Below are 20,911 nucleotides of genomic sequence, written 5' to 3' on the forward strand. Positions count from 1 at the left end.
AATGGAGAAACAAAATGCATACAAAAAACTCACTACCGGAGCTTACGCTTAGGGGTATAATACTAGGAAGTATTTTAACGATTATTTTTACCGCCTCAAATGTATATTTGGGGCTTAAAGTTGGTCTTACTTTTTCTACTTCTATTCCTGCTGTTGTGATTGCAATGGCTGTTTTAAAAATCTTTAAAGACTCTAATATTTTAGAAAATAATATGGTTCAAACTCAAGTTTCAGCCGCAGGTACGCTTTCGGCTGTGATTTTTGTTATACCGGGTCTTTTTATGTGTGGATATTGGTTTGAATTTCCACTTTGGCTTACTTTTATGCTCTGTCTTTGTGGAGGTGGATTAGGCGTGCTTTTTACTATACCTTTGCGTAGAGCTATGGTAGTAGAGAGTAAATTAGCTTATCCTGAAGGAAGAGCTGCTGCTGAAATTTTAAAAGTAGCTAATAAAGATCAAGCCAATAAAAAAGGAAAAGTAGGCTTAAAAGAAATCATACTTGGCGTGGCTTTTGCTTCTATTATAAGTCTTTTTTCAAGCGGTTTTAAGCTACTTTCAAGTGGAAGTAGTTTTGCATTCATTTGGCAAAAAATGACTTTTGGCTTTTCTATGGGCTATTCAGTGGCACTTTTGGGTGCTGGATACTTAGTAGGTATAGCCGGAGGTGTTGCATTGCTTGTGGGTATGGTGCTTGCTTGGATGGTTTTTGTGCCGTATTTTTCTGCTAAAGAAAGTTTTGATACAAGTTTAAGTGCGCTTGATATAGCTAATCAAATTTGGGCTCAAAAAGTGCGTTTAATAGGTACAGGAGCTATTGCTATAGCAGCATTATGGACTTTAATAGAACTTGCAAAACCTGTATATGATGGCATGAAAAATATGCTTAAAAAAACCTCATTAAACCTCTCACAAGATCCTAAAGATACAGATTTGTCTTTAAAAGCTATGCTAGGTTTATTTGTACTTATGTGTATAGGTTTGTTTATTTCATTTTATGCTTTTGTAGCTGATTCAAATTTAGCAAGTGGTTATCAATTTCTTTTTGCCTTAGTAGGAGCTTTAGTAGCTATTTTCATAGGCTTTTTTGTAGCTTCTGCTTGTGGATATATGGCAGGTTTGGTGGGTTCATCATCTTCTCCTATTTCGGGTATAGGGCTTATTGGGATTATGATTTCTTCTTTGATTATTTTACTTTTGGGTTATCAAGTAGATTTATTTAGTGATCCTTTGATGTCTAAATTTGCTATTGCTTTTGCTATATTTACTACTAGTGTTATTTTAGCAACTGCTGCTATTTCTAACGATAATTTACAAGATTTAAAGACTGGCTATTTGGTGGGTGCAACTCCTTGGAAACAACAAATTTCTTTGATTATAGGTTGTGTGTTTGGAGCTTTGGCTATCGCTCCTGTGTTAAATTTATTATACCAAGCTTATGGTTTTGTAGGTGCAATGCCAAGAGAAGGAATGGATGAGGCAAATGCACTTGCTGCACCACAAGCAAATTTGATGAGCACTATAGCACAAGGTATTTTTAATGCTAATATCGATTGGAGTTATATTATAGCGGGAGCTTTTGTGGGCGTTGGTATAATCATCGTCGATCGTTTATTAAGAAAGAAAAATATGTCTTTGCCACCTTTAGCTGTGGGTATAGGTATATATTTACCACCTGCTGTTAATATGCCTTTATTTGTAGGTGGCTTACTAGCGTATTTAATCAAAAAGCGTTTAGAACAAAGATATGCTAAAAATGCTCATAAAAAAGAACTTATTCAAGAGCATGAGCAAAAAGGAACTTTATTTGCCTCTGGTTTGATAGTAGGTGAGAGTTTATTTGGAGTGTTAATAGCTGGTTTAACTGTGCTTTCTATTAGTAGAGGTGGGGCTGAAGATCCACTTGCTATTGCAACTTCATTTAAAGACGATGGGATTATAGGTTTTGTAGTGTTTGTAGCGATTATGCTAATTTTTGCAAGAAGAGTACTTAAAAAATGAATTTAGATTATTATTATGCTTTGATTTTAGGAATTATCGAGGGTTTGACTGAATTTTTACCTGTTTCATCTACTGGGCATATGATTTTAGGTGCTGAAATTTTGGGTTTAAATATAGATGATTTTTGGAGAAGTTTTTTTATCATCATTCAGCTTGGTTCTATACTAGCGGTGATTTTTATTTTCAAAGAAAAACTAACTCAAAAACTTGATATTTGGTTAAAACTTACTGTGGGCTTTTTGCCTGCAGGTGGGGTGGGTTTTATAGCATATAAGTTTTTAAAAGAAATATTTAATGGCTATACCGTGGCTACTATGTTAATCATTGGTGGGATTATTTTTATCATTATAGAACTTAAACATAGAAAAAAAGACTACACAATCCACTCTTTAGATGAGGTAAGTTATAAACAAGCTTTTTTGATAGGTTTAACTCAAGCTCTTGCGATCATACCAGGTACTTCAAGAAGTGGAGCAAGTATTATAGGTGGCTTATTGCTTGGGCTTGATCGCAAAGTTGCTTCTGAATTTTCGTTTTTGCTTGCAATTCCTACTATGATTATAGCAACAGCTTATAGCATTTATAAAGAACCACAAGTTCTAAGCAATATGAATAATTTCATTCCTTTAGCCATAGGTTTTATAACAGCTTTTGTAGTGGCTTTTGTAGTAATTAAAATATTTTTAAAATTAATCAGCAAGATAAACTTCATACCTTTTGGAATTTATAGGATAGTTTTAGGTTTTGTATTTTTATACCTTTTTATGAGTGGTGCTTTAGATATATCAAGAACGGGTGTTTGAAATATAAAAATATCCTTTATTTAAAAAAAGTTTAAGTTTTTCATAGCTAAAATTAGTCTTATATTTTAATTTAAGCTCACAAGGTTAGTGAGTGTTAAGGGTAGAAATGACAAAAGATATAATTGCATATGCAAATAATGAAACTTTGGTAGATACTCAAAGTTTTAACAATGACACAAATTTAACTCCGATTTATTTTGATAACTCTAAAGAAAGTTTAGAAGTTATCCGCCACTCTTGTGCGCATTTAATGGCTCAAGCGATTAAAAGCTTGCATCCAGAGGCTAAATTTTTCGTAGGGCCTGTGATAGAAGATGGATTTTATTATGATTTTAGAGTTGATAGCAAGATTTCAGAAGAAGACTTAAGCAAAATCGAAAAGAAAATGAAAGAACTAGCAGAAGCAAAGCTAGACATCACAAAATATGAACTCTCAAAGACTGAGGTTAAAGAAAAATTTGCTAATGATGATTTAAAACAAGAAGTTTTACTAAGAATTCCTGATGGAAAAGTAAGTATTTATAAGCAAGGCGAATTTGAAGATTTATGCCGTGGACCTCATGTACCAAATACTAGGTATTTAAGATTTTTCAAGCTTACTCGTGTAGCGGGAGCGTATTTGGGTGGTGATGAAAAAAGAGAAATGCTCACAAGAATTTATGGTACTGCCTTTGCAGATAAAGAAAGTTTAAATGAATACTTAAAAATCATTGAAGAAGCTAAAAAAAGAGATCACAGAAAACTTGGTAATGAAATGAAACTTTTTGCCTTTGATGATGAAATAGGCGGTGGGCTTCCTATATGGCTTAGCAATGGTGCAAAATTAAGAAGCAAATTAGAGCATTTGCTATATAAAGCACATAGATTAAGAGGCTATGAGCCTGTGCGTGGGCCTGAACTTTTAAAAGCTGATGCGTGGAAAATTAGTGGGCATTATGCAAACTATAAAGAAAATATGTATTTTACGCAAATTGATGAGCAAGAATATGGCATTAAGCCGATGAATTGTGTAGGACATATTAAAATTTATCAAAGTGATGTTAGAAGTTATCGTGATTTACCTTTGAAATTTTTTGAATACGGCGTGGTGCACCGCCATGAAAAAAGTGGAGTTTTACACGGGCTTTTTAGGGTAAGAGAATTTACTCAAGATGATGCACATATTTTTTGTATGCCAAGTCAGATAAAAGAACAAGTTTTAGAAATTTTAAGTTTTGTTGATACTTTGATGAAGGCTTTTGAGTTTGATTATGAAATGGAAATTTCAACACGCCCAGCAAAAGCAATAGGCGATGATGAAATTTGGGATATAGCTACAAAGGCTTTAAAAGAAGCTTTAGATGAGCAAGGTTTGAATTATGGAATTGATGAGGGCGGTGGAGCTTTCTATGGTCCAAAAATCGATATCAAAATCACTGATGCGCTAAAAAGAAAATGGCAGTGTGGAACTATACAAGTAGATTTTAACTTACCAAGTCGTTTTAAGCTTGAATACACAGACGCAGATAATGAGAAAAAACAACCTGTAATGCTTCACCGTGCTATTTTAGGTTCTTTTGAAAGATTTATAGGAATTTTAGTAGAGCATTGTGCGGGTGAGTTGCCATTTTTCATAGCACCAACTCAAGTAGCTATAGTGCCTATTTCGCAAAATCATCATGAGTATGCGAAAGAAATAGCAAGAAAACTTTTAGAACTTGGCATTGATGGTGAAGTGTATAATAAAAATGAAAGCTTAAATAAAAAAATCCGCACCGCTGAAAAAGCACATGTGCCTATGATACTTGTTTTAGGTGATGAAGAAGTAGTAAATCAAAGTGTGGCTTTAAGAGATAGAAGAGCAAAAGAACAAAAAACAATGACTTTAGATGAATTTATAATCCTAACAAAGGAGAAATTAAGTGAGGTACGCTTTTGAGTAAAGAAAAAGAAGTATTGCTAAATGAAGAAATTCAAGCAGATGAGATCAGGTGTATAGGTGATGATGGCAAGGTTTATGGCATTATTGGTAGTGATGAAGCACTAGATATAGCGAATAGACTAGGGCTTGATTTGGTGATGATAGCCCCTGAAGCCAAACCACCTGTATGTAAGATAATGGATTATGGAAAATTCCGTTATCAACAAGAAAAGAAACAAAAAGAAGCAAAGAAAAAACAAAAAGTTATCGATATAAAAGAAATCAAACTTTCTGTGAAAATCGCTCAAAATGACATTAATTATAAAGTCAAACATGCAAGTGAGTTTTTAGAGCAAGGTAAGCATGTTAAATTTAGAGTGTTTTTAAAAGGTCGTGAGATGGGTTCTCCTGAAGCAGGAGTAGCTTTGCTTGAAAAAATTTGGCAAATGGTTGAAGATATAGCAGATAGAGATAAAGAACCTTTGTTTGAAGGACGCTATGTAAATATGCTAGTAACTCCTAAAAAGAAAAGATAGATAATATGGTTAATTTTGAGTGGAAGCAAAATTATAATATAAATCAAATTATTATAGACAATCAGCATAAAGCGCTGTTTAATTCTGTGCGTAAGTTGCAAGAACAAAAAGAAAAAAATATTGATATATCAATTATAAGAAATACTATAAAAGAAATGTTACATTATGCTAAACAGCATTGTGAAGACGAAGAAAATTATATGCGTTCTATTAATTTTCCAATGTTAGAACAGCATATACAATCTCATAGAAGATTAAAAAATATGGTTCAACAAATTATTGAAGAGCTGAATCAGCGTAAATTTGATTTTGAAATTTTATATAATGCTGCAGAAGAGTTTTTGGTTCATGTTTTAACTGAAGATTTGGATATTTTAAAGCACTCAAAAGGATTGTATGATATTCAAGAAGAACCTTATAATATTGTTGAGTATTCGGATATAATTTCGTCTATTTCTGAATCAAATGGTAATGATTTTAATTATGTATGTGCTTGTGGAGATAGGATTTATAAAGTAAAAGGAAATGTACATAAAAGTCTTTATAAAAGGAAAACAAAAATTCGATGCACGATGTGTAGACAACCTATGGTTTTTTTGGCTCATCCTTCTATGGAAGATATTGAATTTGACATCCTTAAGAAAAAAGTGTTGGGATAAATCGGTGTTATATTTTAAAGAGTTAAATAAAAATAATGTTGATCAGGATTATCTTGATGAAGATATAACAGTTGAAAACAATAATCAATTGGAATCATGTATAAAAAGTGGAGTTTGTATTAAAGCTAGAAATGTATTTATTAAAGGAAATGTAGAACAATCAAATATAATTGCTTCAAGTGTTTTTGTTGAAGGACAAACTCATTCAAGATCTGAAATTAAAGCTTCTAGTGTTTATATCAAGCATTGTAAAGGAAGTGTTATTGCAGATTGTGTTTTTATTGAGACTCTAGAAGGTGGAGTTATAAAGGCAAAGAAGGTTTATGTTGATATATGTGGAAGTGGTAAAATAATAGCAGATTTTATTTATATTGGTAAATGTTTATCCTATAATGAATTGTATGCTAAGCAATATTTAGTATTTGAGGAAGTAGAAGGCAATATGAATACATTTGAAATTAACCCTGAAAAATTTTTACATGAGATAAATTCTAAAAATTTTTTTCAAAAACAATTAATGTTAGAACAATTAAACAGTAAGCTTAAGTATGTTATAGAACAACTTGATGAAGCAAAAGCATATATAGTGAATAATTGTCATAATATTTATAAAATAAAAAATCTTAATAAAAAAAATATAGTTTATAAAAGAAATATTGAGTTGTATAATCGTGCATTGACAAAATATCAAAATCAGTTTAATAAATATAAAGATGTTGTTAAATTGTTTTATGTGGTAAATACTCAAGTTGATAGTGTTTTAAATATGGCTTTTAATGGGAAAATTATACTAAAAAAATACAATAAAGGTACGGATAATTTAATCAAATTTACGATTATAGGTAAAAAGAATAGAGATTATAGATATATTTTAAAAAACGACTATTGTAAAGTATTTTATTTGCAAAATCGCAAAAAGCCAAATTTGAGATTCCATACGGATTTAAACCAAGAAGATCTTTTGTGGATTGAAAAAATAAAAAAATGTTTCTAAAAGATAAAGAAAATCTGCAATTTTTAAAAGAACAAATCATAGCTTATCTTGGTAATAAAAGATCTTTGCTCGATTTTTTAAATCAAGGCTTTAAATTCGCACAAAATGAGCTTAAAAAGGACAAATTTAGTTTTTGTGATGTATTTAGTGGCTCTGGAGTAGTTTCGCGTTTTGTGAAGCCTTATGCGAGTTTTATCATGGCAAATGATTTGGAAGATTATTCTAAAGTCATTAATGAGTGTTATTTAAGCAATCAAAACACACAATTTTTACAAGAATTACAAAAATATTATGCTTTTTTAACTTCTGATTTAAAACTTAAAAAAGGTTTTATAAGCAAGCTTTATGCACCAAATGATGATGAACATATCCAAAAGAATGAAAGAGTTTTTTACACGCTTAAAAACGCGATGTATTTAGACTCTATGCGAGAAAAAATTTCAAGCTTGCCAAGTAATATACAAAAATACTTCATAGCGCCACTTATCTATGAAGCAAGCGTGCATGCAAATACAAGCGGGGTTTTTAAAGGCTTTTATAAAGATAAAAATGGAGTGGGAAAATTTGGAGGAAATGGAGCAAACGCACTTAGTCGTATAAAAGGCGATATAGATTTAAAAATGCCTGTTTTTTCAAATTTTATTTGTAAATATGAGGTTTTTCAAAAAGACGCAAATATTTTAGCTAAAGAGCTTGATAGCTTTGATGTGGCGTATTTAGATCCACCTTATAATCAACATCCTTATGGATCAAATTATTTTATGTTAAATTTAATCGCAAATTATAAAAAGCCAAAGGAAATTTCAAAGGTTTCTGGCATACCAAAAGACTGGAACCGCAGTGCTTTTAACAAAGAAAAAAAAGCCGAAGATGCTTTGTTTGATTTGATAAATGATTTAAAAGCCAAGATTGTATTGCTTTCTTATAATTGTGAGGGTTTTGTAAAAAAAGAAAATTTCACAAAAAGACTTCAAAGTCTTGGAGAATGCTTTGTGCTTGAGCAAAAGTATAATGTCTTTAGAGCTAGTAGAAACCTCTCTAAACGCTCTATACATATACAAGAACAACTTTATGTGTTAAAAAAGAAGAATTAGAATTTAATTTTTCTAAAGCATAGTTGTAGTAAAATGATAGCTTTCTTTTATGAAAAAATTGATCCAAAGGATACACATGCCAAAAATGAAAAGCGTTAAAAGTGCTGTTAAACGCTTCAAAGTAGGTAAAAATAAAATCAAAAGAGGCGCTGCTTATAGAAGCCACATTTTGACTAAAAAACCTGCTAAAAGAATGCGTGATCTTCGCACTTCTAAGTATGTTCACTCAACCAATGTTAAAGCGGTTGAAAAAATGTTAGGAATTTAAGCTCGCTTAAATTTAGTTTTTGACAAAAGTCATTCAAACTCCCCTTATTTTAAAGGGCAAGATTCGTTTAACGAACGCCAATTTGTGAAAGGATAAATATGGCAAGAGTAAAAACAGGTGTTGTAAGACGCCGCAGACATAAAAAAGTTTTAAAACTTGCGCGCGGTTTTTATAGTGGTCGCCGCAAACACTTTAGAAAAGCTAAAGAACAATTAGAAAGAAGTTTGGTTTATGCGTATCGCGATAGACGCCGCAAAAAACGCGATTTCCGTCGTCTTTGGATAGTGCGTATCAATGCAGCTTGCAGACTAAATGATATTAGTTATTCAAGATTTATAAATGGTCTTAAAAAAGCAGGCATTGAACTTGATAGAAAAATCTTAGCTGATTTAGCGATGAACGACGCAGCTGCTTTTGCTAAAATAGCAGATGCTGCTAAAAAAGCACTTTAATCTTACTACAAGGCTTTTTATAAGCCTTGTTTTTCTCTTTACTTTCTTTTTAAACTCTCTTTTTGCAAAAGATATTTTACTTTTTAAAGTTTATGATGAAAAAGCATTTAAAGATATAAATTTAAGCCATTATCTCATGAGCGAAAAACTCGATGGTATAAGAGGTCTTTGGAGTGGTAAGTCTATGCAAACAAGAGCAGGAAATGCTATAAAACTTCCTTTATTTTTCACAAAAAATTTTCTTAAATTTGAGTTAGATGGATAACTTTGGGTAAAAAGAGCTTCTTTTGAAGAAATTTCTTCTTTAATACGCCAAGAAAATCTTGATGAAAAAATTTGGCAAAAAGTAAGTTTTAATGTCTTTGATGTACCAAATGCTTGCGAGGAATTTAAACTTGATCCTTGTACTTTAGAAGCAAGATTAGATGTTTTAAAAAAGTATTTAGCTAAAAATCCAAATGATTTTATAAAAATCATCCCACAAATTCGCATTAAAGACAAAAATCATTTAGAACAATTTTATCAAGATATTATTTCTCATAAGGGCGAGGGTATAATCATAAGATTAAACAACGCACCTTATGAAAAGAAAAGACCAAACAATGCTTTTAAACTAAAACCTTTTGATGATGCAGAATGTATTGTAAAAAAGCATTTTGAAGGTAAGGGAAAATTTGAAGGTAAAATGGGATCTTTACTTTGTGAAGCAGTGATTGAGGATAAAAAAGTAAGTTTTAAGATAGGCTCAGGCTTTAAAGAAAGCGATCGCTTAAACCCTCCAACCAGTTGGTGCCACCATCACTTTTAAATACAACGGCTTAACCGAAAATGGAAAACCAAAATTTGCTAGTTTTTTTAAGAGTGTATGAAAATAGCGTTTTAAAGTAAAAGTAAATTTTAACTTTTCTTTAAAAAGGCGCTAAAACAAAGATAAAGCACAAAAACCACACAAGCACTTGCTATGATACAAGCTCCACTTGCAAGGTTATAATAAAAACTCACAAAAAGTCCTATCACGCAAAAACTTATGCTCAAAAGCGTAGAGATGATCATCATTTGCCCAAGCTTTTTAGAAAAGCTCTCAGCGATAAATGCAGGTATGCTAAGCAAAGCTATCACAAGTATAAGCCCTACTACTTTGATACTTATAACGATACAAAAAGCCATCATCGCGATTAAAAGATAATGAAAAAGATTAGTTTTAACCCCTCTTAAGCTTGCAAATTCTTTATCAAAGCTTAGAATTTCAAATTGACGATAAAAAAGCAATACTAAAATGACAAAAATCACATCAATTACTGCAAATAAAACTATATCTTGTGTAGGTACAGACAAAATACTACCAAATAAATACCCCATTAAATCACCATTATACCCAGGAGTTAAGTCTATGAGTATGATACCAACAGCCATTCCAAAAGCCCATATAACACCGACTATATTATCACTCCTAAAAGGATATTTTTGCACTAAAAATGCTACAAGCAAGGCTAAAAAAAGAGTAAATAAACTCGTGCTAACAAGTACTGGCAAACCAAAATAAAATGCTATACCTATACCCCCAAAAGCCCCATGCGTAATGCCTCCTGCCATAGAGCTTAAGCGGTTGATCATGATCAAAGTCCCCATGATCCCACAAGCAATACTAGTTAAAAATGCAGCCAAAAAAGCATTTTGTATAAAAGAGCTAGATAAAAGTTCAAGCATGGTTTTTTCCTTCACAGCAACACTGCTCCAAGCTAAGCTCCACATCACAAAAATGCGTGTGATTTTGGCTTAAATGTGCTAGTAAATGTGCCTTTTTTTCAGGGGTGTTTTCATGTAAGAATAATTCTTTGTTTAAATATGCGATTTTATTTGCATAAGCTAAGCTTACATTTAAATCATGGCATATTACTATCACACCAACCCCGTTTTCGTGTAATTTTTTCAAAAGCTCAAAAATCTGCACAGAGCCTTTAGTATCTATACTTGCAGTAGGCTCATCAAGGATTAAAAGCTTGCATTCACTTGCTAGGGCTCTTGCTATATAAATTCTTTGTCTTTGACCTCCGCTTAGTTCGTTGATTTTTTTATCCCAAAAATTTCTCATACCTACTTTTTCTAAGGATAGTAAGGCTTGCTCTTGATCTTTTTTGGTATAAAAACCAAAGAATTTTTTATCCACCCTTCCCATCATCACCACTTCTAGCACGCGTACTGGAAAGTTTGGATTAGCTAAAGTATTTTGTGGGACATAACCCATATCTTTTAAACTTAAGTTTTCAAAGTTTATGTTTTTATGACTATTTAGCAAGCCTAGTATGAGTTTTAAAAGTGTAGATTTACCCCCGCCATTTGGCCCTACTATGGCTAAAAAGTCTTTGCTTTCATAGTTTAGGTTGATATTTTTTAAAACCTCATCTTGGTTGTATGAAAAGTTTAAATTTTTAATATTGATTTTTATCATTGTAAAACGCTTGCTATGTTTTTTGCATCTTTTAAAAGCTCATTTTTATAATCATTTGGCAAATGATCAAGTTCTATGATTTTAAGATTATAATTACTTGCCATAGCTTTAATGGTATTGTTATTAGCTCCTTTGGGTATAAAAATAGCTTTGATTTGCTCTTTTTGTATGAGTTTTGCAAGTTTGGCTAAGTCTTTTGGTTTAGGCTCTTTTCCTTCTATTTCTATAGGAATTTGGCTTAGATGATATCTTTTTGCAAAATACCCCCAAGATGGATGATAAACTAAAAAGTGCTTGTTTTTTGCATTTTTAAATAAAGCTTGTATTTGTAAATTTAATGTATCCATTTCTTTTAAGAAATTTTCTAAATTTTGTTCGTAAAATGCTTTATTTTGTGGATATTGTTCTATAAGCGCTAAAGTGATATTTTTAGCATGAGTTTTTGCTAAAAGTGGATCAAGCCATGTGTGAAAGTCGTCTCCATGATGATGGTGTCCTTCATGCGCATGCTCTTGTAAAGGTATAAAATCAATGCCATTTTGAGTAGAGATGATTTTGGTATTTTTGAGATTATCTTTAAGTTTTAAAATCCAAATTTTTTCAAATTCCAAATTCGCAGTGAAGTAAATATCGCTTTTTTCAAGCTTTAAAATACCGCTTGGTTTAAATTCGAAAGTATGCTCATTTGCATTAGGCGGTATAACGATATTTATATCCAAAGTGTCTTTAGCAATTTGCTTTACAAAGTAAGCTTGTGGAGCTATACTAACACTTACCAAGTCTTTGGCGTATATACTTAAAAATGAAATCAAACATAAAAACAATACTCGCATAATTTTCCTTTCTAAAAACAAAAAAATATTATACTATATTAGAAAAAATAAGGAGTGAAGATGAATTTATGGAATAAAAAAGCAAAAAGCTATGCAAGATATAATCCTGATTTAAACGAAATTCAAAAAGCTACTTTTGCAAAACTTGGATCCCTGCAAGGTAAAAGCGTGGTGGATATAGGTTGTGGGAGTGGTGTTTGGACTTTGCATTTAGCACAAAAAGCAAAAAGTGTTTTGGGTGTAGACAGCTCTAGTGCTATGCTTGAAATTTTACAAGAAGATGCAAAAACTCATGCCATATCAAATGTAAAAACTTTAAATTTAGATTTTGAAAACTTTTATAAAAACAATAATACAAAATTTGATTTAGCCTTTTTGAGTATGTCTCCTGCTTTGCAAAATGAAAAGGACTATAAAGCTTTTTTAAGCTTAGCTTCTAAAAAGGTGTATTTAGGCTGGGCAAGTAGGCGTAAAAGTAGCTTTTTAGATCCTATATTTGAGCATTTTAATACGCATTTTAAAGGTTTTTATGAAGAGGACTTGCAAGGTTTTTTAAATGCACAAAATATCTCTTATGAGGTTGAAGTTTTTAATGAAACTAGAGTGGTAAAAAGAGACAAAGAAAGTGCGATAGAAAATGCTTTGTGGCATTTGAGTATGAATGGTGTTAATGCAAACAAACAAGAGCTAGAAAGCTTTGTAAAAGATGAGGTAGAAGAGATTGTAGAAGCTAAGATAAAACTTTTGATTGTTGGTTAAATTTCAAGGTTATTGCACCTTGAAATTTAAAATTTTTTCTGCCATAAATGGCACCACATCGCCGTATTTTTGTGCTACTTGCCATTCTTGTTTTTCTAAAGTGATGATTTTATCTTTTTCAAATTTAAGATTATGGATTTTACAAGCATTATCTGAAATAAATTTTTGTAAATTTGTTTCGTTTGAATGTTTTTCAAAAAGTTCAGCTAACACAGGTAAAATCACAGGCGCACTAAATACACCAGCTGCGCACCCACAGCATTCTTTAGTATGCAAAGGATGAGGTGCGCTATCACTTCCAAACATAGCCTTTTCATAGCCACTAAAAGCAAGCTCACATAAAGCGTCTTTGTCTTCATAGCGTTTTGCAATAGGTTTGCAAAATAAATGCGGATCCATCTTATCACCCACTACATCATCAAGCGTTATCATCAAATGATGTAAAGTGATAGTTGCGTATAAATTTTCATAATCTTTTAACAAATCACATGAAACCTTAGTGGTGATATGCTCCATTACAATTTTTAATTTTGGAAAGTTTTTAGCTAATTTTTCATAGATTTTAGCAAAATTTGCTTCTCTATCCATTACAAAATCATTTGTTTCGCCATGCACAAGCAAAGGTATGTTTAATTCACTCATAGCATTTAGTGTAGGCTTTAACTTTTCTATATCAAAGCTTGAAATTCCATTATCTGAGTTGGTAGTGATACCTGCAGGATAAAGCTTGATAGCAAAAAGCTCATCTTTAGCTTTTTCTAAAAAATTCTCATCATAGTCTTTAAAAAATAAAGTCATTAAAGGTGTAAAATCTTCATTTTTACATGCTTTTAAAATGCGTTCTTTATAAGCTTTGAGTGCAGTTATTTCAGTAAGTGGGGTGATTAAATTTGGCATGATAACCCCTGCTTTAAAGTCTTTTGCGCTAAATGGGGCTACAAGTTCGAGCATACTTTCATCGCGTAAATGTAAATGCATATCCAAAGGGTTTTTAAGTGTCATTTTATCTCCTATTTGAGTTTATATAAGCCGTTTTTGAGTTTTTCAAGTAAAGCTTTTTCTTCTAAAAATTTAAAAGTAGAAATGATGGTAGGTTTGCTGATATTTAACCTTTTAGAAAGTTCTTCTATATTTGCAAAGACAAAACCATCATCATCAGCATGAAGGGCTAAAAATTCTAAAATTTCAAAGCGTTTTTTACCAAAGATTTTCGCACACAGTGTTTTTACTTTATCATCCATTCTCTAACTAAATCAAAAAGAATAAAACTCCAAGTAATTATAGCTAAAACCACGCTAAAAAACACCCCAGCACTCGCACAATCTTTTGCTTTTTTAGCTAAGATGTGAAATTCACTCGTGCAAAGATCCACGCAAGCTTCTATGGCAGAATTTAGTGCTTCTACGATTAAAATTAGCACCAAAACAAACACAAGCACAAAATGCTCTAAAAAACTTACAGGCAAAAATAAGCTTGCAAAAATCAAAGGCATAATAATGGTAAATTCTATCCTAAAAGCCATTTCATCTTGGAGTAAAAATTTAATTCCATTAAAGGCATAGCTTGTATTTTTAAATAAAGAATACTTTGGCTTCATTAAGGATTTTCCTCTAAATTCTTACTAAATATATCATAATTTGCTTCATACTCTTTGCTATTTACACCAAAATATCCCAATAGGCTTGAAAAAAGATTATCTTGAGAAAGTTTATAGTTTTTTTTACTTTGTAGATCCTGGCTTAATTTGCCGTCTTTGCTCCAAAATATCATAGGAATGTGGGTTTGTTCTTTTGGTGCTATAAAATAAGGCATACCATGAAGATAAATTCCATTTTCTCCTAAACTTTCACCATGATCTGATATATATAATAAAGAAGCATTTTTCAAAGGACTTTTTTGTAGTAAATCTATAAGGGTTTTAATAATAAAATCTGTATAAAGTAAAGTATTATCATATGTATTAATCAGTTCTTTTTGGGAGCATTTTTGTAATTCATTTGTATCGCAAGTTGGTATGAATTTCTTAAATTTATCAGGATATCGTTTATAGTAAGTTGGACCGTGTGAGCCTTGTAGATGAACAACTATTATTTTACTTGAAGATGGATTTTGTAATTGTTCTTTTACAAGCTCAATTAAACTTTCATCATAATCTTTTGAAATCAAGTTGTGTTCTATGCGATCGCAATTTCCTTTACAACCCCCTGAATTATTACCAAGCCAAATACTCTTAACTCCAACTCTTTGTAGGATATCTAAGACATTTTCTTCATAAAAACTATTATTAAAAGTAGTTTTTTTATGTCTTGAAAACATACAAGGTAGACTTTTTGCTGTAGCAGTTCCACATGAGCTTACATTGTTAAAGTATACTAAATTTGGCTCATTTTTAGTGTAAAAATTCGTATCGTTGGTTTTATAACCACCTAAAGAGTAATTACTTGCTCTAGCAGTTTCTCCTATAATTAGAACCATAGTTTTATTTAAGTCTTTTTCCATTTTCGCGTCCAAGGCTATATTTTGTAGCTCTTTTTGCGGAATAACTTCTAATTTTATATATTTAATTGCTGAGTAAATTTGATAAAAAGGAGTGTTGTAAACTCTCACTTTATTATAAGTTCTTAAAAAAGGTACTATGCTTTTAGAAAAAATTCCAACCAATCCAAAAGCAACAATCAAAGCAACAATCAAAGTGCTAAATTTTATCATCAAATGTTTTTTAATACTATAGTATTCTATTTTAGTTTTTATGATTAAAAATGTAGGGATTACAAAAGTGAAAAATATATAAATAAAAATATTAAAATTAATCAAGTCAAATACTTCTTTTTGATCGGTTTGTACAGCATTTCTAATCATATCATGATCTATAATTACACCATAATTTGTCATAAAATAACTACTGATAGAACTTACACCTATTAAAAAAATCATTAAAATTTTGCTAAGATAAGGTAAAAATAATAGAGCAAAAATTCCAACTAATAACGCAAAATATATAATTATATATAAGATAATAGAAGTTTCATTATTATGAAGATATAAATTTTCATGAATATAAGAAAATAATTTTAGATTAATACCACTTATATAGATAGCACTTAAAAAAACAAATTGGAGCCAAGATACTTTTAAAAACTTCATAAATTCCTTTCAATATATTAAACTTATAATTATAAACAAAAATAGTTAATCTAATATTTTATAATATTATTTTACTTTAAATATAGATTTAAGGACTAAAATATGAAATTATTATCATGGAATGTAAATGGTCTAAGGGCAATTTGTGATAAAAGCGCACTTGATTGGATTGAAAAAGAAGAAATTGATTTTATAGGTTTTCAAGAAATTAAAGCACACGAGGATAAATTTCCAAAAAGAATTTATGAATATCCTTTTAAACATATGTATTCAAATAGCGCTAAAAGGGCAGGATATTCAGGTGTAATGAGTTTGTGTAATTTTGATTGCGAAACAAAAAAATGTGAATTTTTTGATGATGATGAGGGTAGAGTTTTAGAACATAGCTTTAAAAATATAGTTTTGTTTAATATCTACTTTCCAAATGGTCAAAAAGATGAAGAGCGTTTGAGTTTTAAAATGAAATTTTATAATGATTTTTTAGTGTATTTAGATAAGCTTTTAAAGGAAGGTAAAGAAATCATAATATGTGGAGATGTAAATACTGCTCACCGTGAGATAGATTTAACTCACCCAAAAGCTAATGAAAAAACTTCAGGTTTTTTGCCGATTGAGCGTGCTTGGATAGATGATTTGTTAAAATTAGGTTTTATAGATACTTTTAGACATATAAATGGCGATGTTAAAGAAAAGTATTCATGGTGGAGTTATAGGATGAAAGCAAGAGAAAGAAATGTAGGCTGGAGGATTGATTATTTTTTCATTTCTAATGGCTTGAAAGATAAGCTTAAAAATGCCTTCATAAGAGACGATATTTTTGGTTCAGATCATGCTCCTGTAGGAATAGAAATAGATATTTAAGGTATTTTTTAATGCCTTAAATAATTATTAAGTAAAAATTGTTATAATTTTATCTTTAAACTGCAATTTGGCCCATTCGTCTAGCGGTTAGGACATCGCCCTTTCACGGCGGTAACACGAGTTCGAGTCTCGTATGGGTCACCACTTCTTATTTTATATTCACTTTTTTGATAATCATTGTCATTTTTTACAAAAAGTTACATTATTTTAAATAAATATTTTTTATTTATTTTTTTATTTAAATTAAGTTATTTTTAAATTAATAGCTATTAATTTTCTCAAAATTTTCATTAATTATTTTTTAAATTTACATTGACTTCACAATTGTTTTTTAAAATGTACAAAAAGGAGGACAATATGTATAAACCTAAAAACAAAAACGAGTTAATGAATTTGGTGCACAATGAAAGAATTTCTCTAAAAGATATAGATGTATCTTTGATTGATGATTTTTTAATTGTAAAAATTTTCATCATGAGCTAGAAGAGTGGAATATCCAAAGTCATTGTAATACACATAAAATGTTTGGAAATCGCGGAATTGATAAAATTTATACTATCAAAGGCATAGAGCTTGATTGATCTAATTCACACATTTTTTGTGTGAATTTTTCTTTTTATTTTTTAAGTTTTTCATCAACTTTTTGTACTAAACTTATCTTGTCAAAGTGCTGTTTTTAAACACTTAGAGATTATTTTTTAGGAAAATTTCCATGAGAATAAAATTTATTATAAAAAGAGATAAAAGCCAAGTTGCATTTGATATTTTTAAAATCAAAAATGCTATTTTTAAAGCTAATATAAATTCCACAGATGAAAAATTAAATAATGATTTTTTAGATAAGCTTTGTGATGAAGTTGTGGCTTTACTTGATGAAAAACACATACAAGTAGAACAAATTCAAGATAAAGTTGAAGAAGTTTTAATCAAAAATGCCTTAGTCAATACTGCAAAATCTTATATTTTATACCGACAAAAAAGAACACAAATTCGCAATGGTAGTTATGATTTACTTAGTTTGTATGATGATTTAACTTTTAAAGATTCTAAAGAAGCTGATTTAAAAAGAGAAAATGCAAATATTAATTCAGATAGCGCTATGGGAATGATGTTAAAATATGGCTCAGAAGGCGCAAAATACTATATAGATGAGTGTATTTTGCCAAAACATATCGCAAATGCACATAAAAATGGCGATATACACATACACGATAAAGACTTTTATATGCTAACACAAACTTGCTGTCAAATAGACTTATTAAAGCTTTTTGAAAATGGTTTTAGCACAGGGCATGGAAGCTTGCGAGAGCCAAATGACATCAGATCTTATGCATCGCTAGCATGTATCGCCCTACAAGCTAACCAAAACGAAATGCACGGAGGTCAATCTATACCTAATTTTGACTTTGCCATGGCAAAAGGCGTGGCAAAAACTTTTCAAAAAGAGTATAAAAAAGCCATAAAAGCATTTTTTGAAATAAAATTAGAGCAAAACTTAGATGATCAATGCTTTGAAAATGCTAACTTTCAAGCTTCATGTGAAAAAGCATGCTTAAAAACACTTTTGAAAGCTTTACCAAGCTACCAACAAGACTTCCTAGAAAAAGCTAATGCTTACGCGTATAAAAAAGCACTCGTCGAAACACAAAATGCTACTTATCAAGCCATGGAAGCTTTGGTGCATAATCTTAATACTATGAACTCAAGAGCAGGAGCCCAAGTGCCTTTTAGCACGCTAAATTATGGCACCGATATATCCTTTGAAGGGCAAATGGTAATAGAAAATTTACTCAAAGCCACGATGAAAGGCTTAGGAAATGGCGAAACACCGATTTTCCCTGTGCAAATTTTTAAAGTAAAAGAGGGTGTTAATTATAATGAAAAAGACCCTAACTATAAGCTTTTTAAACTTGCCATAGAATGTGCTTCGAAAAGACTTTTTCCAAATTTTAGCTTTTTAGATGCAAGTTTTAACGCAAAATACTATAAAAAGGGTGATTATAATAGCGAAGTGGCTTATATGGGTTGTAGAACTAGGGTCATGGCAAATGTTTATGATGAGAGCAAAGAAATCACAAGCGGCAGGGGAAATTTAAGCTTTACAAGTATAAATCTTGTGCGTTTAGCCATAGAAGCCAAAGGAAATTTAGAGCTTTTTTACTCATTTTTAAAAGAAAAATTAGAGCTTGTGTATGAGCAATTACTTCATAGATATAAAATTCAAAGTCTAAAAAAGGTTAAAAATTTTCCATTTTTAATGGGCGAGGGAATTTGGATAGATTCAGATTCTTTAAAAGAAAATGATAGCGTAGAAAAAATCATAGCACACGGGACTTTGGCTATAGGCTATATAGGGCTTTGTGAGAGTTTAATAGCTTTGATAGGTTCTCATCATGGACAAAGTCAAGAAGCAAGGGAGCTTGGCTTACAAATCGTGCGTTTTATGCGTGAATTTGTCGATGAAAAAGCACTCAAAGATAAGCTTAATTTTTCGCTCATAGCTACTCCAGCTGAGGGTTTAAGTGGAAGGTTTTTAAAGCTAGACCAAAAAAAATACGGCATTTTAAAAGGCATAACCGATAAAGAATTTTATACTAATTCTTTTCATATTCCTGTAGATTTTCCTATTAGTATATATGAAAAAATTCAAATAGAAGCCCCATATCATGAGTTAAATAATGGCGGGCATATTACTTATGTAGAATTAAACGGCGATGTGAGTAAGAATTTAGAAAGTTTTGAACGCATTATAAAATGTATGAAAGAAAGCAATATAGGTTATGGTTCGATTAATTTTCCACTAGATAGGGATCCAGTGTGTGGTTATAGTGGCGTGATAGATGAGTTTTGTCCAAAGTGTCATAGAAAAGAAGATGATATTAAATTTGAACGCATAAGAAGAATCACAGGCTATTTAGTAGGAATACTTGATCGTTTTAATGACGCTAAAAAAGCTGAAGTTCATGCAAGAATTAAACACGATTTTTCTTAGATTAGCCGGTGTTGTAAAAGAATCCATAGTTGATGGCTATGGTTTGCGTTATGTGATTTTTACTCAAGGTTGCCTTCATCATTGTAAAGGTTGTCATAATCCACAAACGCATGATTTCAACAAAGGATATTTGCAAGATTTAGTAAGTTTATATGATGATATTTGTAAAAATCCTTTGCTCCAAGGTGTTACTTTTAGTGGTGGGGAGCCTTTTATGCAAGCAAAAAATTTAAGCATTTTGGCAAAACACATTAAAGCTTTGGGGCTTGATCTTACTATATATACAGGTTTTACTTATGAAGAGCTATTGCAAGAGCAAGTTATGAAAGAATTGCTTATCTTGGCTGATGTTTTGATAGATGGGAAGTTTATTTTAGAGCAAAAAGACTTATCTTTAAAATTTAAAGGTAGTAAAAACCAACGCATTATCGATGTGGCAAAAAGCCTAGAGCAAGGCAAAGTAATACTTTTTGAAAAATAAAGACTCGTTTAGTCTTTTTTAATTTAACTATGTTAGAATGCTATAAAATTTAAAAAAAGGAGAACAATATGTTTGAATTAAGAAAACTACCTTATGAAGCAGACGCTTTTGGAGACTTTTTAAGTGCAGAAACTTTTGCATTTCATCATGGCAAACACCACCAAACTTATGTAAATAACCTAAACAATCTTATCAAAGATACTGAATTTGCAGGAAAAGATTTAGTTTATATCATACAAAATTCAAATGGTGGAGTTTTTAACAACGCTGCTCAAGTGTATAATCATGACTTTTATTTTGATTGCATTAAGCCAAAAACATGCTGTGGCTGTGGCTGTTCTTTGAGCGCTGAGTTTAAAGCAGCAGTTGAAAAAGACTTTGGTTCTATGGAAAATTTAAAAGAAGAGTTTATCAAAGGTGCTACAGGAGTATTTGGTTCTGGTTGGTTTTGGCTAGTTTATAACACTCAAAATCAAAAATTAGAATTAGTAGCTACAAGCAATGCTGCTACACCTATCACTGAAGGTAAAGTTCCACTTTTAGTAGTTGATGTATGGGAGCATGCTTACTATGTAGATCACCGTAATGCACGCCCTGCGTATTTAGACAAATTCTACACACACATTAACTGGGAATTTGTAGTAAAAGCTTATGAATGGGCTATTAAAGAAGGTATGAATTCAGTA

22 protein-coding genes, 1 tRNA gene and 1 pseudogene are annotated in these 20,911 nt (G+C 31.0%); 17 read left to right on the forward strand and 7 right to left on the reverse strand.

Going from position 1 to position 20,911, the window contains the following annotated elements:
• The first annotated feature begins 14 nt into the window (after positions 1–14).
• The 10 genes and pseudogenes from CAMP18498_RS05355 (at position 15) to CAMP18498_RS05400 (ending at position 9,575) form a co-directional block, all read left to right on the forward strand.
• The gene (locus tag CAMP18498_RS05355; protein WP_337197905.1) at positions 15–2,000 is read left to right on the forward strand and encodes an OPT family oligopeptide transporter; all 1,986 of its coding nucleotides are present in this window, start codon (positions 15–17) and stop codon (positions 1,998–2,000) included.
• Positions 1,997–2,803, forward strand: a complete 807-nt coding sequence (locus tag CAMP18498_RS05360; protein WP_337197906.1) for an undecaprenyl-diphosphate phosphatase — start codon at positions 1,997–1,999, stop codon at positions 2,801–2,803. Before CAMP18498_RS05355 ends, CAMP18498_RS05360 begins: the two co-directional genes overlap by 4 nt.
• A 106-nt stretch (positions 2,804–2,909) precedes the next feature.
• Positions 2,910–4,721, forward strand: a complete 1,812-nt coding sequence (gene thrS, locus CAMP18498_RS05365; protein WP_337197907.1) for a threonine--tRNA ligase — start codon at positions 2,910–2,912, stop codon at positions 4,719–4,721.
• Complete coding sequence (infC, locus tag CAMP18498_RS05370) at positions 4,718–5,239, forward strand: translation initiation factor IF-3 (protein WP_337197908.1); 522 nt, start codon at positions 4,718–4,720, stop codon at positions 5,237–5,239. The genes thrS and infC overlap by 4 nt, the downstream gene beginning before the upstream one ends.
• 5 nt (positions 5,240–5,244) lie before the next feature.
• Positions 5,245–5,898: a bacteriohemerythrin gene (locus tag CAMP18498_RS05375; RefSeq protein WP_337197909.1), complete on the forward strand. Its 654-nt coding sequence runs from the start codon at positions 5,245–5,247 to the stop codon at positions 5,896–5,898.
• A 4-nt stretch (positions 5,899–5,902) separates the two neighbouring features.
• On the forward strand, positions 5,903–6,892 hold the full coding sequence (locus tag CAMP18498_RS05380) for a hypothetical protein (protein ID WP_337197910.1): 990 nt from the start codon (positions 5,903–5,905) through the stop codon (positions 6,890–6,892).
• Positions 6,883–7,986: a DNA adenine methylase gene (locus CAMP18498_RS05385; RefSeq protein WP_337197911.1), complete on the forward strand. Its 1,104-nt coding sequence runs from the start codon at positions 6,883–6,885 to the stop codon at positions 7,984–7,986. Before CAMP18498_RS05380 ends, CAMP18498_RS05385 begins: the two co-directional genes overlap by 10 nt.
• 76 nt (positions 7,987–8,062) lie before the next feature.
• Positions 8,063–8,254, forward strand: a complete 192-nt coding sequence (gene rpmI / locus CAMP18498_RS05390; RefSeq protein WP_039617094.1) for a 50S ribosomal protein L35 — start codon at positions 8,063–8,065, stop codon at positions 8,252–8,254.
• 98 nt (positions 8,255–8,352) lie between these two features.
• Entirely contained in the window at positions 8,353–8,706 is a 354-nt protein-coding gene (rplT, locus tag CAMP18498_RS05395) for a 50S ribosomal protein L20 (protein ID WP_039617097.1), read from the forward strand.
• Positions 8,684–9,575: pseudogene (locus CAMP18498_RS05400) on the forward strand (DNA ligase). The gene rplT and the pseudogene CAMP18498_RS05400 overlap by 23 nt, the downstream one beginning before the upstream one ends.
• 28 nt (positions 9,576–9,603) lie before the next feature.
• On the opposite strand, the gene CAMP18498_RS05405 reads toward CAMP18498_RS05400, so the two are convergent.
• From CAMP18498_RS05405 to CAMP18498_RS05415, 3 genes are read right to left on the reverse strand one after another with little or no spacing between them, the layout of a single operon-like run.
• On the reverse strand, positions 9,604–10,413 hold the full coding sequence (locus CAMP18498_RS05405; protein ID WP_337197912.1) for a metal ABC transporter permease: 810 nt from the start codon (positions 10,411–10,413) through the stop codon (positions 9,604–9,606).
• Positions 10,406–11,155: a metal ABC transporter ATP-binding protein gene (locus tag CAMP18498_RS05410; protein WP_337197913.1), complete on the reverse strand. Its 750-nt coding sequence runs from the start codon at positions 11,153–11,155 to the stop codon at positions 10,406–10,408. The genes CAMP18498_RS05405 and CAMP18498_RS05410 overlap by 8 nt, the downstream gene beginning before the upstream one ends.
• Complete coding sequence (locus CAMP18498_RS05415; RefSeq protein WP_337197914.1) at positions 11,152–11,988, reverse strand: metal ABC transporter solute-binding protein, Zn/Mn family; 837 nt, start codon at positions 11,986–11,988, stop codon at positions 11,152–11,154. Before CAMP18498_RS05415 ends, CAMP18498_RS05410 begins: the two co-directional genes overlap by 4 nt.
• A 60-nt stretch (positions 11,989–12,048) precedes the next feature.
• Between CAMP18498_RS05415 and CAMP18498_RS05420 the strand changes: the two genes are divergently transcribed.
• A complete protein-coding gene (locus CAMP18498_RS05420) occupies positions 12,049–12,747 on the forward strand; it encodes a class I SAM-dependent methyltransferase (protein WP_337197915.1) in 699 nt (232 codons plus the stop codon).
• A 9-nt stretch (positions 12,748–12,756) separates the two neighbouring features.
• On the opposite strand, the gene pyrC is transcribed toward CAMP18498_RS05420, so the two are convergent.
• From pyrC to CAMP18498_RS05440, 4 genes are read right to left on the reverse strand one after another with little or no spacing between them, the layout of a single operon-like run.
• Positions 12,757–13,749 carry a dihydroorotase gene (pyrC, locus tag CAMP18498_RS05425; protein WP_337197916.1) on the reverse strand — a complete coding sequence of 331 codons (993 nt, stop codon included), beginning with the start codon at positions 13,747–13,749 and terminating at the stop codon, positions 12,757–12,759.
• Positions 13,750–13,757: 8 nt separating this feature from the next.
• Positions 13,758–13,988 carry a helix-turn-helix domain-containing protein gene (locus CAMP18498_RS05430; RefSeq protein ID WP_047207845.1) on the reverse strand — a complete coding sequence of 77 codons (231 nt, stop codon included), beginning with the start codon at positions 13,986–13,988 and terminating at the stop codon, positions 13,758–13,760.
• Complete coding sequence (locus tag CAMP18498_RS05435; protein ID WP_337197917.1) at positions 13,973–14,344, reverse strand: diacylglycerol kinase; 372 nt, start codon at positions 14,342–14,344, stop codon at positions 13,973–13,975. The genes CAMP18498_RS05430 and CAMP18498_RS05435 overlap by 16 nt, the downstream gene beginning before the upstream one ends.
• Positions 14,344–15,891 (reverse strand): phosphoethanolamine transferase, encoded by a 1,548-nt coding sequence (locus tag CAMP18498_RS05440; RefSeq protein ID WP_337197918.1) that lies wholly within the window; start codon positions 15,889–15,891, stop codon positions 14,344–14,346. The genes CAMP18498_RS05435 and CAMP18498_RS05440 overlap by 1 nt, the downstream gene beginning before the upstream one ends.
• Before the next feature lie 102 nt (positions 15,892–15,993).
• Between CAMP18498_RS05440 and CAMP18498_RS05445 the strand changes: the two genes are divergently transcribed.
• The 6 genes from CAMP18498_RS05445 to sodB form a co-directional block, all read left to right on the forward strand.
• Positions 15,994–16,752 carry an exodeoxyribonuclease III gene (locus CAMP18498_RS05445; protein WP_337197919.1) on the forward strand — a complete coding sequence of 253 codons (759 nt, stop codon included), beginning with the start codon at positions 15,994–15,996 and terminating at the stop codon, positions 16,750–16,752.
• 69 nt (positions 16,753–16,821) lie between these two features.
• A tRNA-Glu gene (locus CAMP18498_RS05450) sits at positions 16,822–16,896 on the forward strand.
• Between the two features lie 213 nt (positions 16,897–17,109).
• A complete protein-coding gene (locus tag CAMP18498_RS05455) occupies positions 17,110–17,235 on the forward strand; it encodes a hypothetical protein (protein ID WP_337197920.1) in 126 nt (41 codons plus the stop codon).
• Between the two features lie 229 nt (positions 17,236–17,464).
• The gene (locus tag CAMP18498_RS05460; protein ID WP_337197921.1) at positions 17,465–19,744 is read left to right on the forward strand and encodes an anaerobic ribonucleoside triphosphate reductase; all 2,280 of its coding nucleotides are present in this window, start codon (positions 17,465–17,467) and stop codon (positions 19,742–19,744) included.
• On the forward strand, positions 19,716–20,225 hold the full coding sequence (nrdG, locus tag CAMP18498_RS05465; protein ID WP_337197922.1) for an anaerobic ribonucleoside-triphosphate reductase activating protein: 510 nt from the start codon (positions 19,716–19,718) through the stop codon (positions 20,223–20,225). Before CAMP18498_RS05460 ends, nrdG begins: the two co-directional genes overlap by 29 nt.
• Before the next feature lie 68 nt (positions 20,226–20,293).
• A partial coding sequence (sodB, locus tag CAMP18498_RS05470) for a superoxide dismutase [Fe] (RefSeq protein WP_337197923.1) occupies positions 20,294–20,911 on the forward strand: 618 nt, incomplete at its 3' end.

Origin of the sequence: Campylobacter sp. W0066.2 (assembly GCF_024723515.1) — a bacterium.
Taxonomy (GTDB): Bacteria; Campylobacterota; Campylobacteria; order Campylobacterales; family Campylobacteraceae; genus Campylobacter_D.

What these genes read in the sequence shown, in the direction of transcription:
- CAMP18498_RS05440 (WP_337197918.1), bottom strand. Translation starts at nt 15,891, where the DNA reads ATGAAGTTTTTAAAAGTATCTTGGCTCCAATTTGTTTTTTTAAGTGCT.
- pyrC (WP_337197916.1), bottom strand. Translation starts at nt 13,749, where the DNA reads ATGACACTTAAAAACCCTTTGGATATGCATTTACATTTACGCGATGAA.
- nrdG (WP_337197922.1), top strand. Translation starts at nt 19,716, where the DNA reads ATGCAAGAATTAAACACGATTTTTCTTAGATTAGCCGGTGTTGTAAAA.
- CAMP18498_RS05430 (WP_047207845.1), bottom strand. Translation starts at nt 13,988, where the DNA reads ATGGATGATAAAGTAAAAACACTGTGTGCGAAAATCTTTGGTAAAAAA.
- CAMP18498_RS05455 (WP_337197920.1), top strand. Translation starts at nt 17,110, where the DNA reads ATGTATAAACCTAAAAACAAAAACGAGTTAATGAATTTGGTGCACAAT.
- thrS (WP_337197907.1), top strand. Translation starts at nt 2,910, where the DNA reads ATGACAAAAGATATAATTGCATATGCAAATAATGAAACTTTGGTAGAT.
- CAMP18498_RS05375 (WP_337197909.1), top strand. Translation starts at nt 5,245, where the DNA reads ATGGTTAATTTTGAGTGGAAGCAAAATTATAATATAAATCAAATTATT.
- CAMP18498_RS05355 (WP_337197905.1), top strand. Translation starts at nt 15, where the DNA reads ATGCATACAAAAAACTCACTACCGGAGCTTACGCTTAGGGGTATAATA.
- CAMP18498_RS05415 (WP_337197914.1), bottom strand. Translation starts at nt 11,988, where the DNA reads ATGCGAGTATTGTTTTTATGTTTGATTTCATTTTTAAGTATATACGCC.
- rpmI (WP_039617094.1), top strand. Translation starts at nt 8,063, where the DNA reads ATGCCAAAAATGAAAAGCGTTAAAAGTGCTGTTAAACGCTTCAAAGTA.
- CAMP18498_RS05420 (WP_337197915.1), top strand. Translation starts at nt 12,049, where the DNA reads ATGAATTTATGGAATAAAAAAGCAAAAAGCTATGCAAGATATAATCCT.
- CAMP18498_RS05435 (WP_337197917.1), bottom strand. Translation starts at nt 14,344, where the DNA reads ATGAAGCCAAAGTATTCTTTATTTAAAAATACAAGCTATGCCTTTAAT.
- rplT (WP_039617097.1), top strand. Translation starts at nt 8,353, where the DNA reads ATGGCAAGAGTAAAAACAGGTGTTGTAAGACGCCGCAGACATAAAAAA.
- CAMP18498_RS05385 (WP_337197911.1), top strand. Translation starts at nt 6,883, where the DNA reads ATGTTTCTAAAAGATAAAGAAAATCTGCAATTTTTAAAAGAACAAATC.
- CAMP18498_RS05410 (WP_337197913.1), bottom strand. Translation starts at nt 11,155, where the DNA reads ATGATAAAAATCAATATTAAAAATTTAAACTTTTCATACAACCAAGAT.
- CAMP18498_RS05445 (WP_337197919.1), top strand. Translation starts at nt 15,994, where the DNA reads ATGAAATTATTATCATGGAATGTAAATGGTCTAAGGGCAATTTGTGAT.
- CAMP18498_RS05360 (WP_337197906.1), top strand. Translation starts at nt 1,997, where the DNA reads ATGAATTTAGATTATTATTATGCTTTGATTTTAGGAATTATCGAGGGT.
- CAMP18498_RS05460 (WP_337197921.1), top strand. Translation starts at nt 17,465, where the DNA reads ATGAGAATAAAATTTATTATAAAAAGAGATAAAAGCCAAGTTGCATTT.
- CAMP18498_RS05405 (WP_337197912.1), bottom strand. Translation starts at nt 10,413, where the DNA reads ATGCTTGAACTTTTATCTAGCTCTTTTATACAAAATGCTTTTTTGGCT.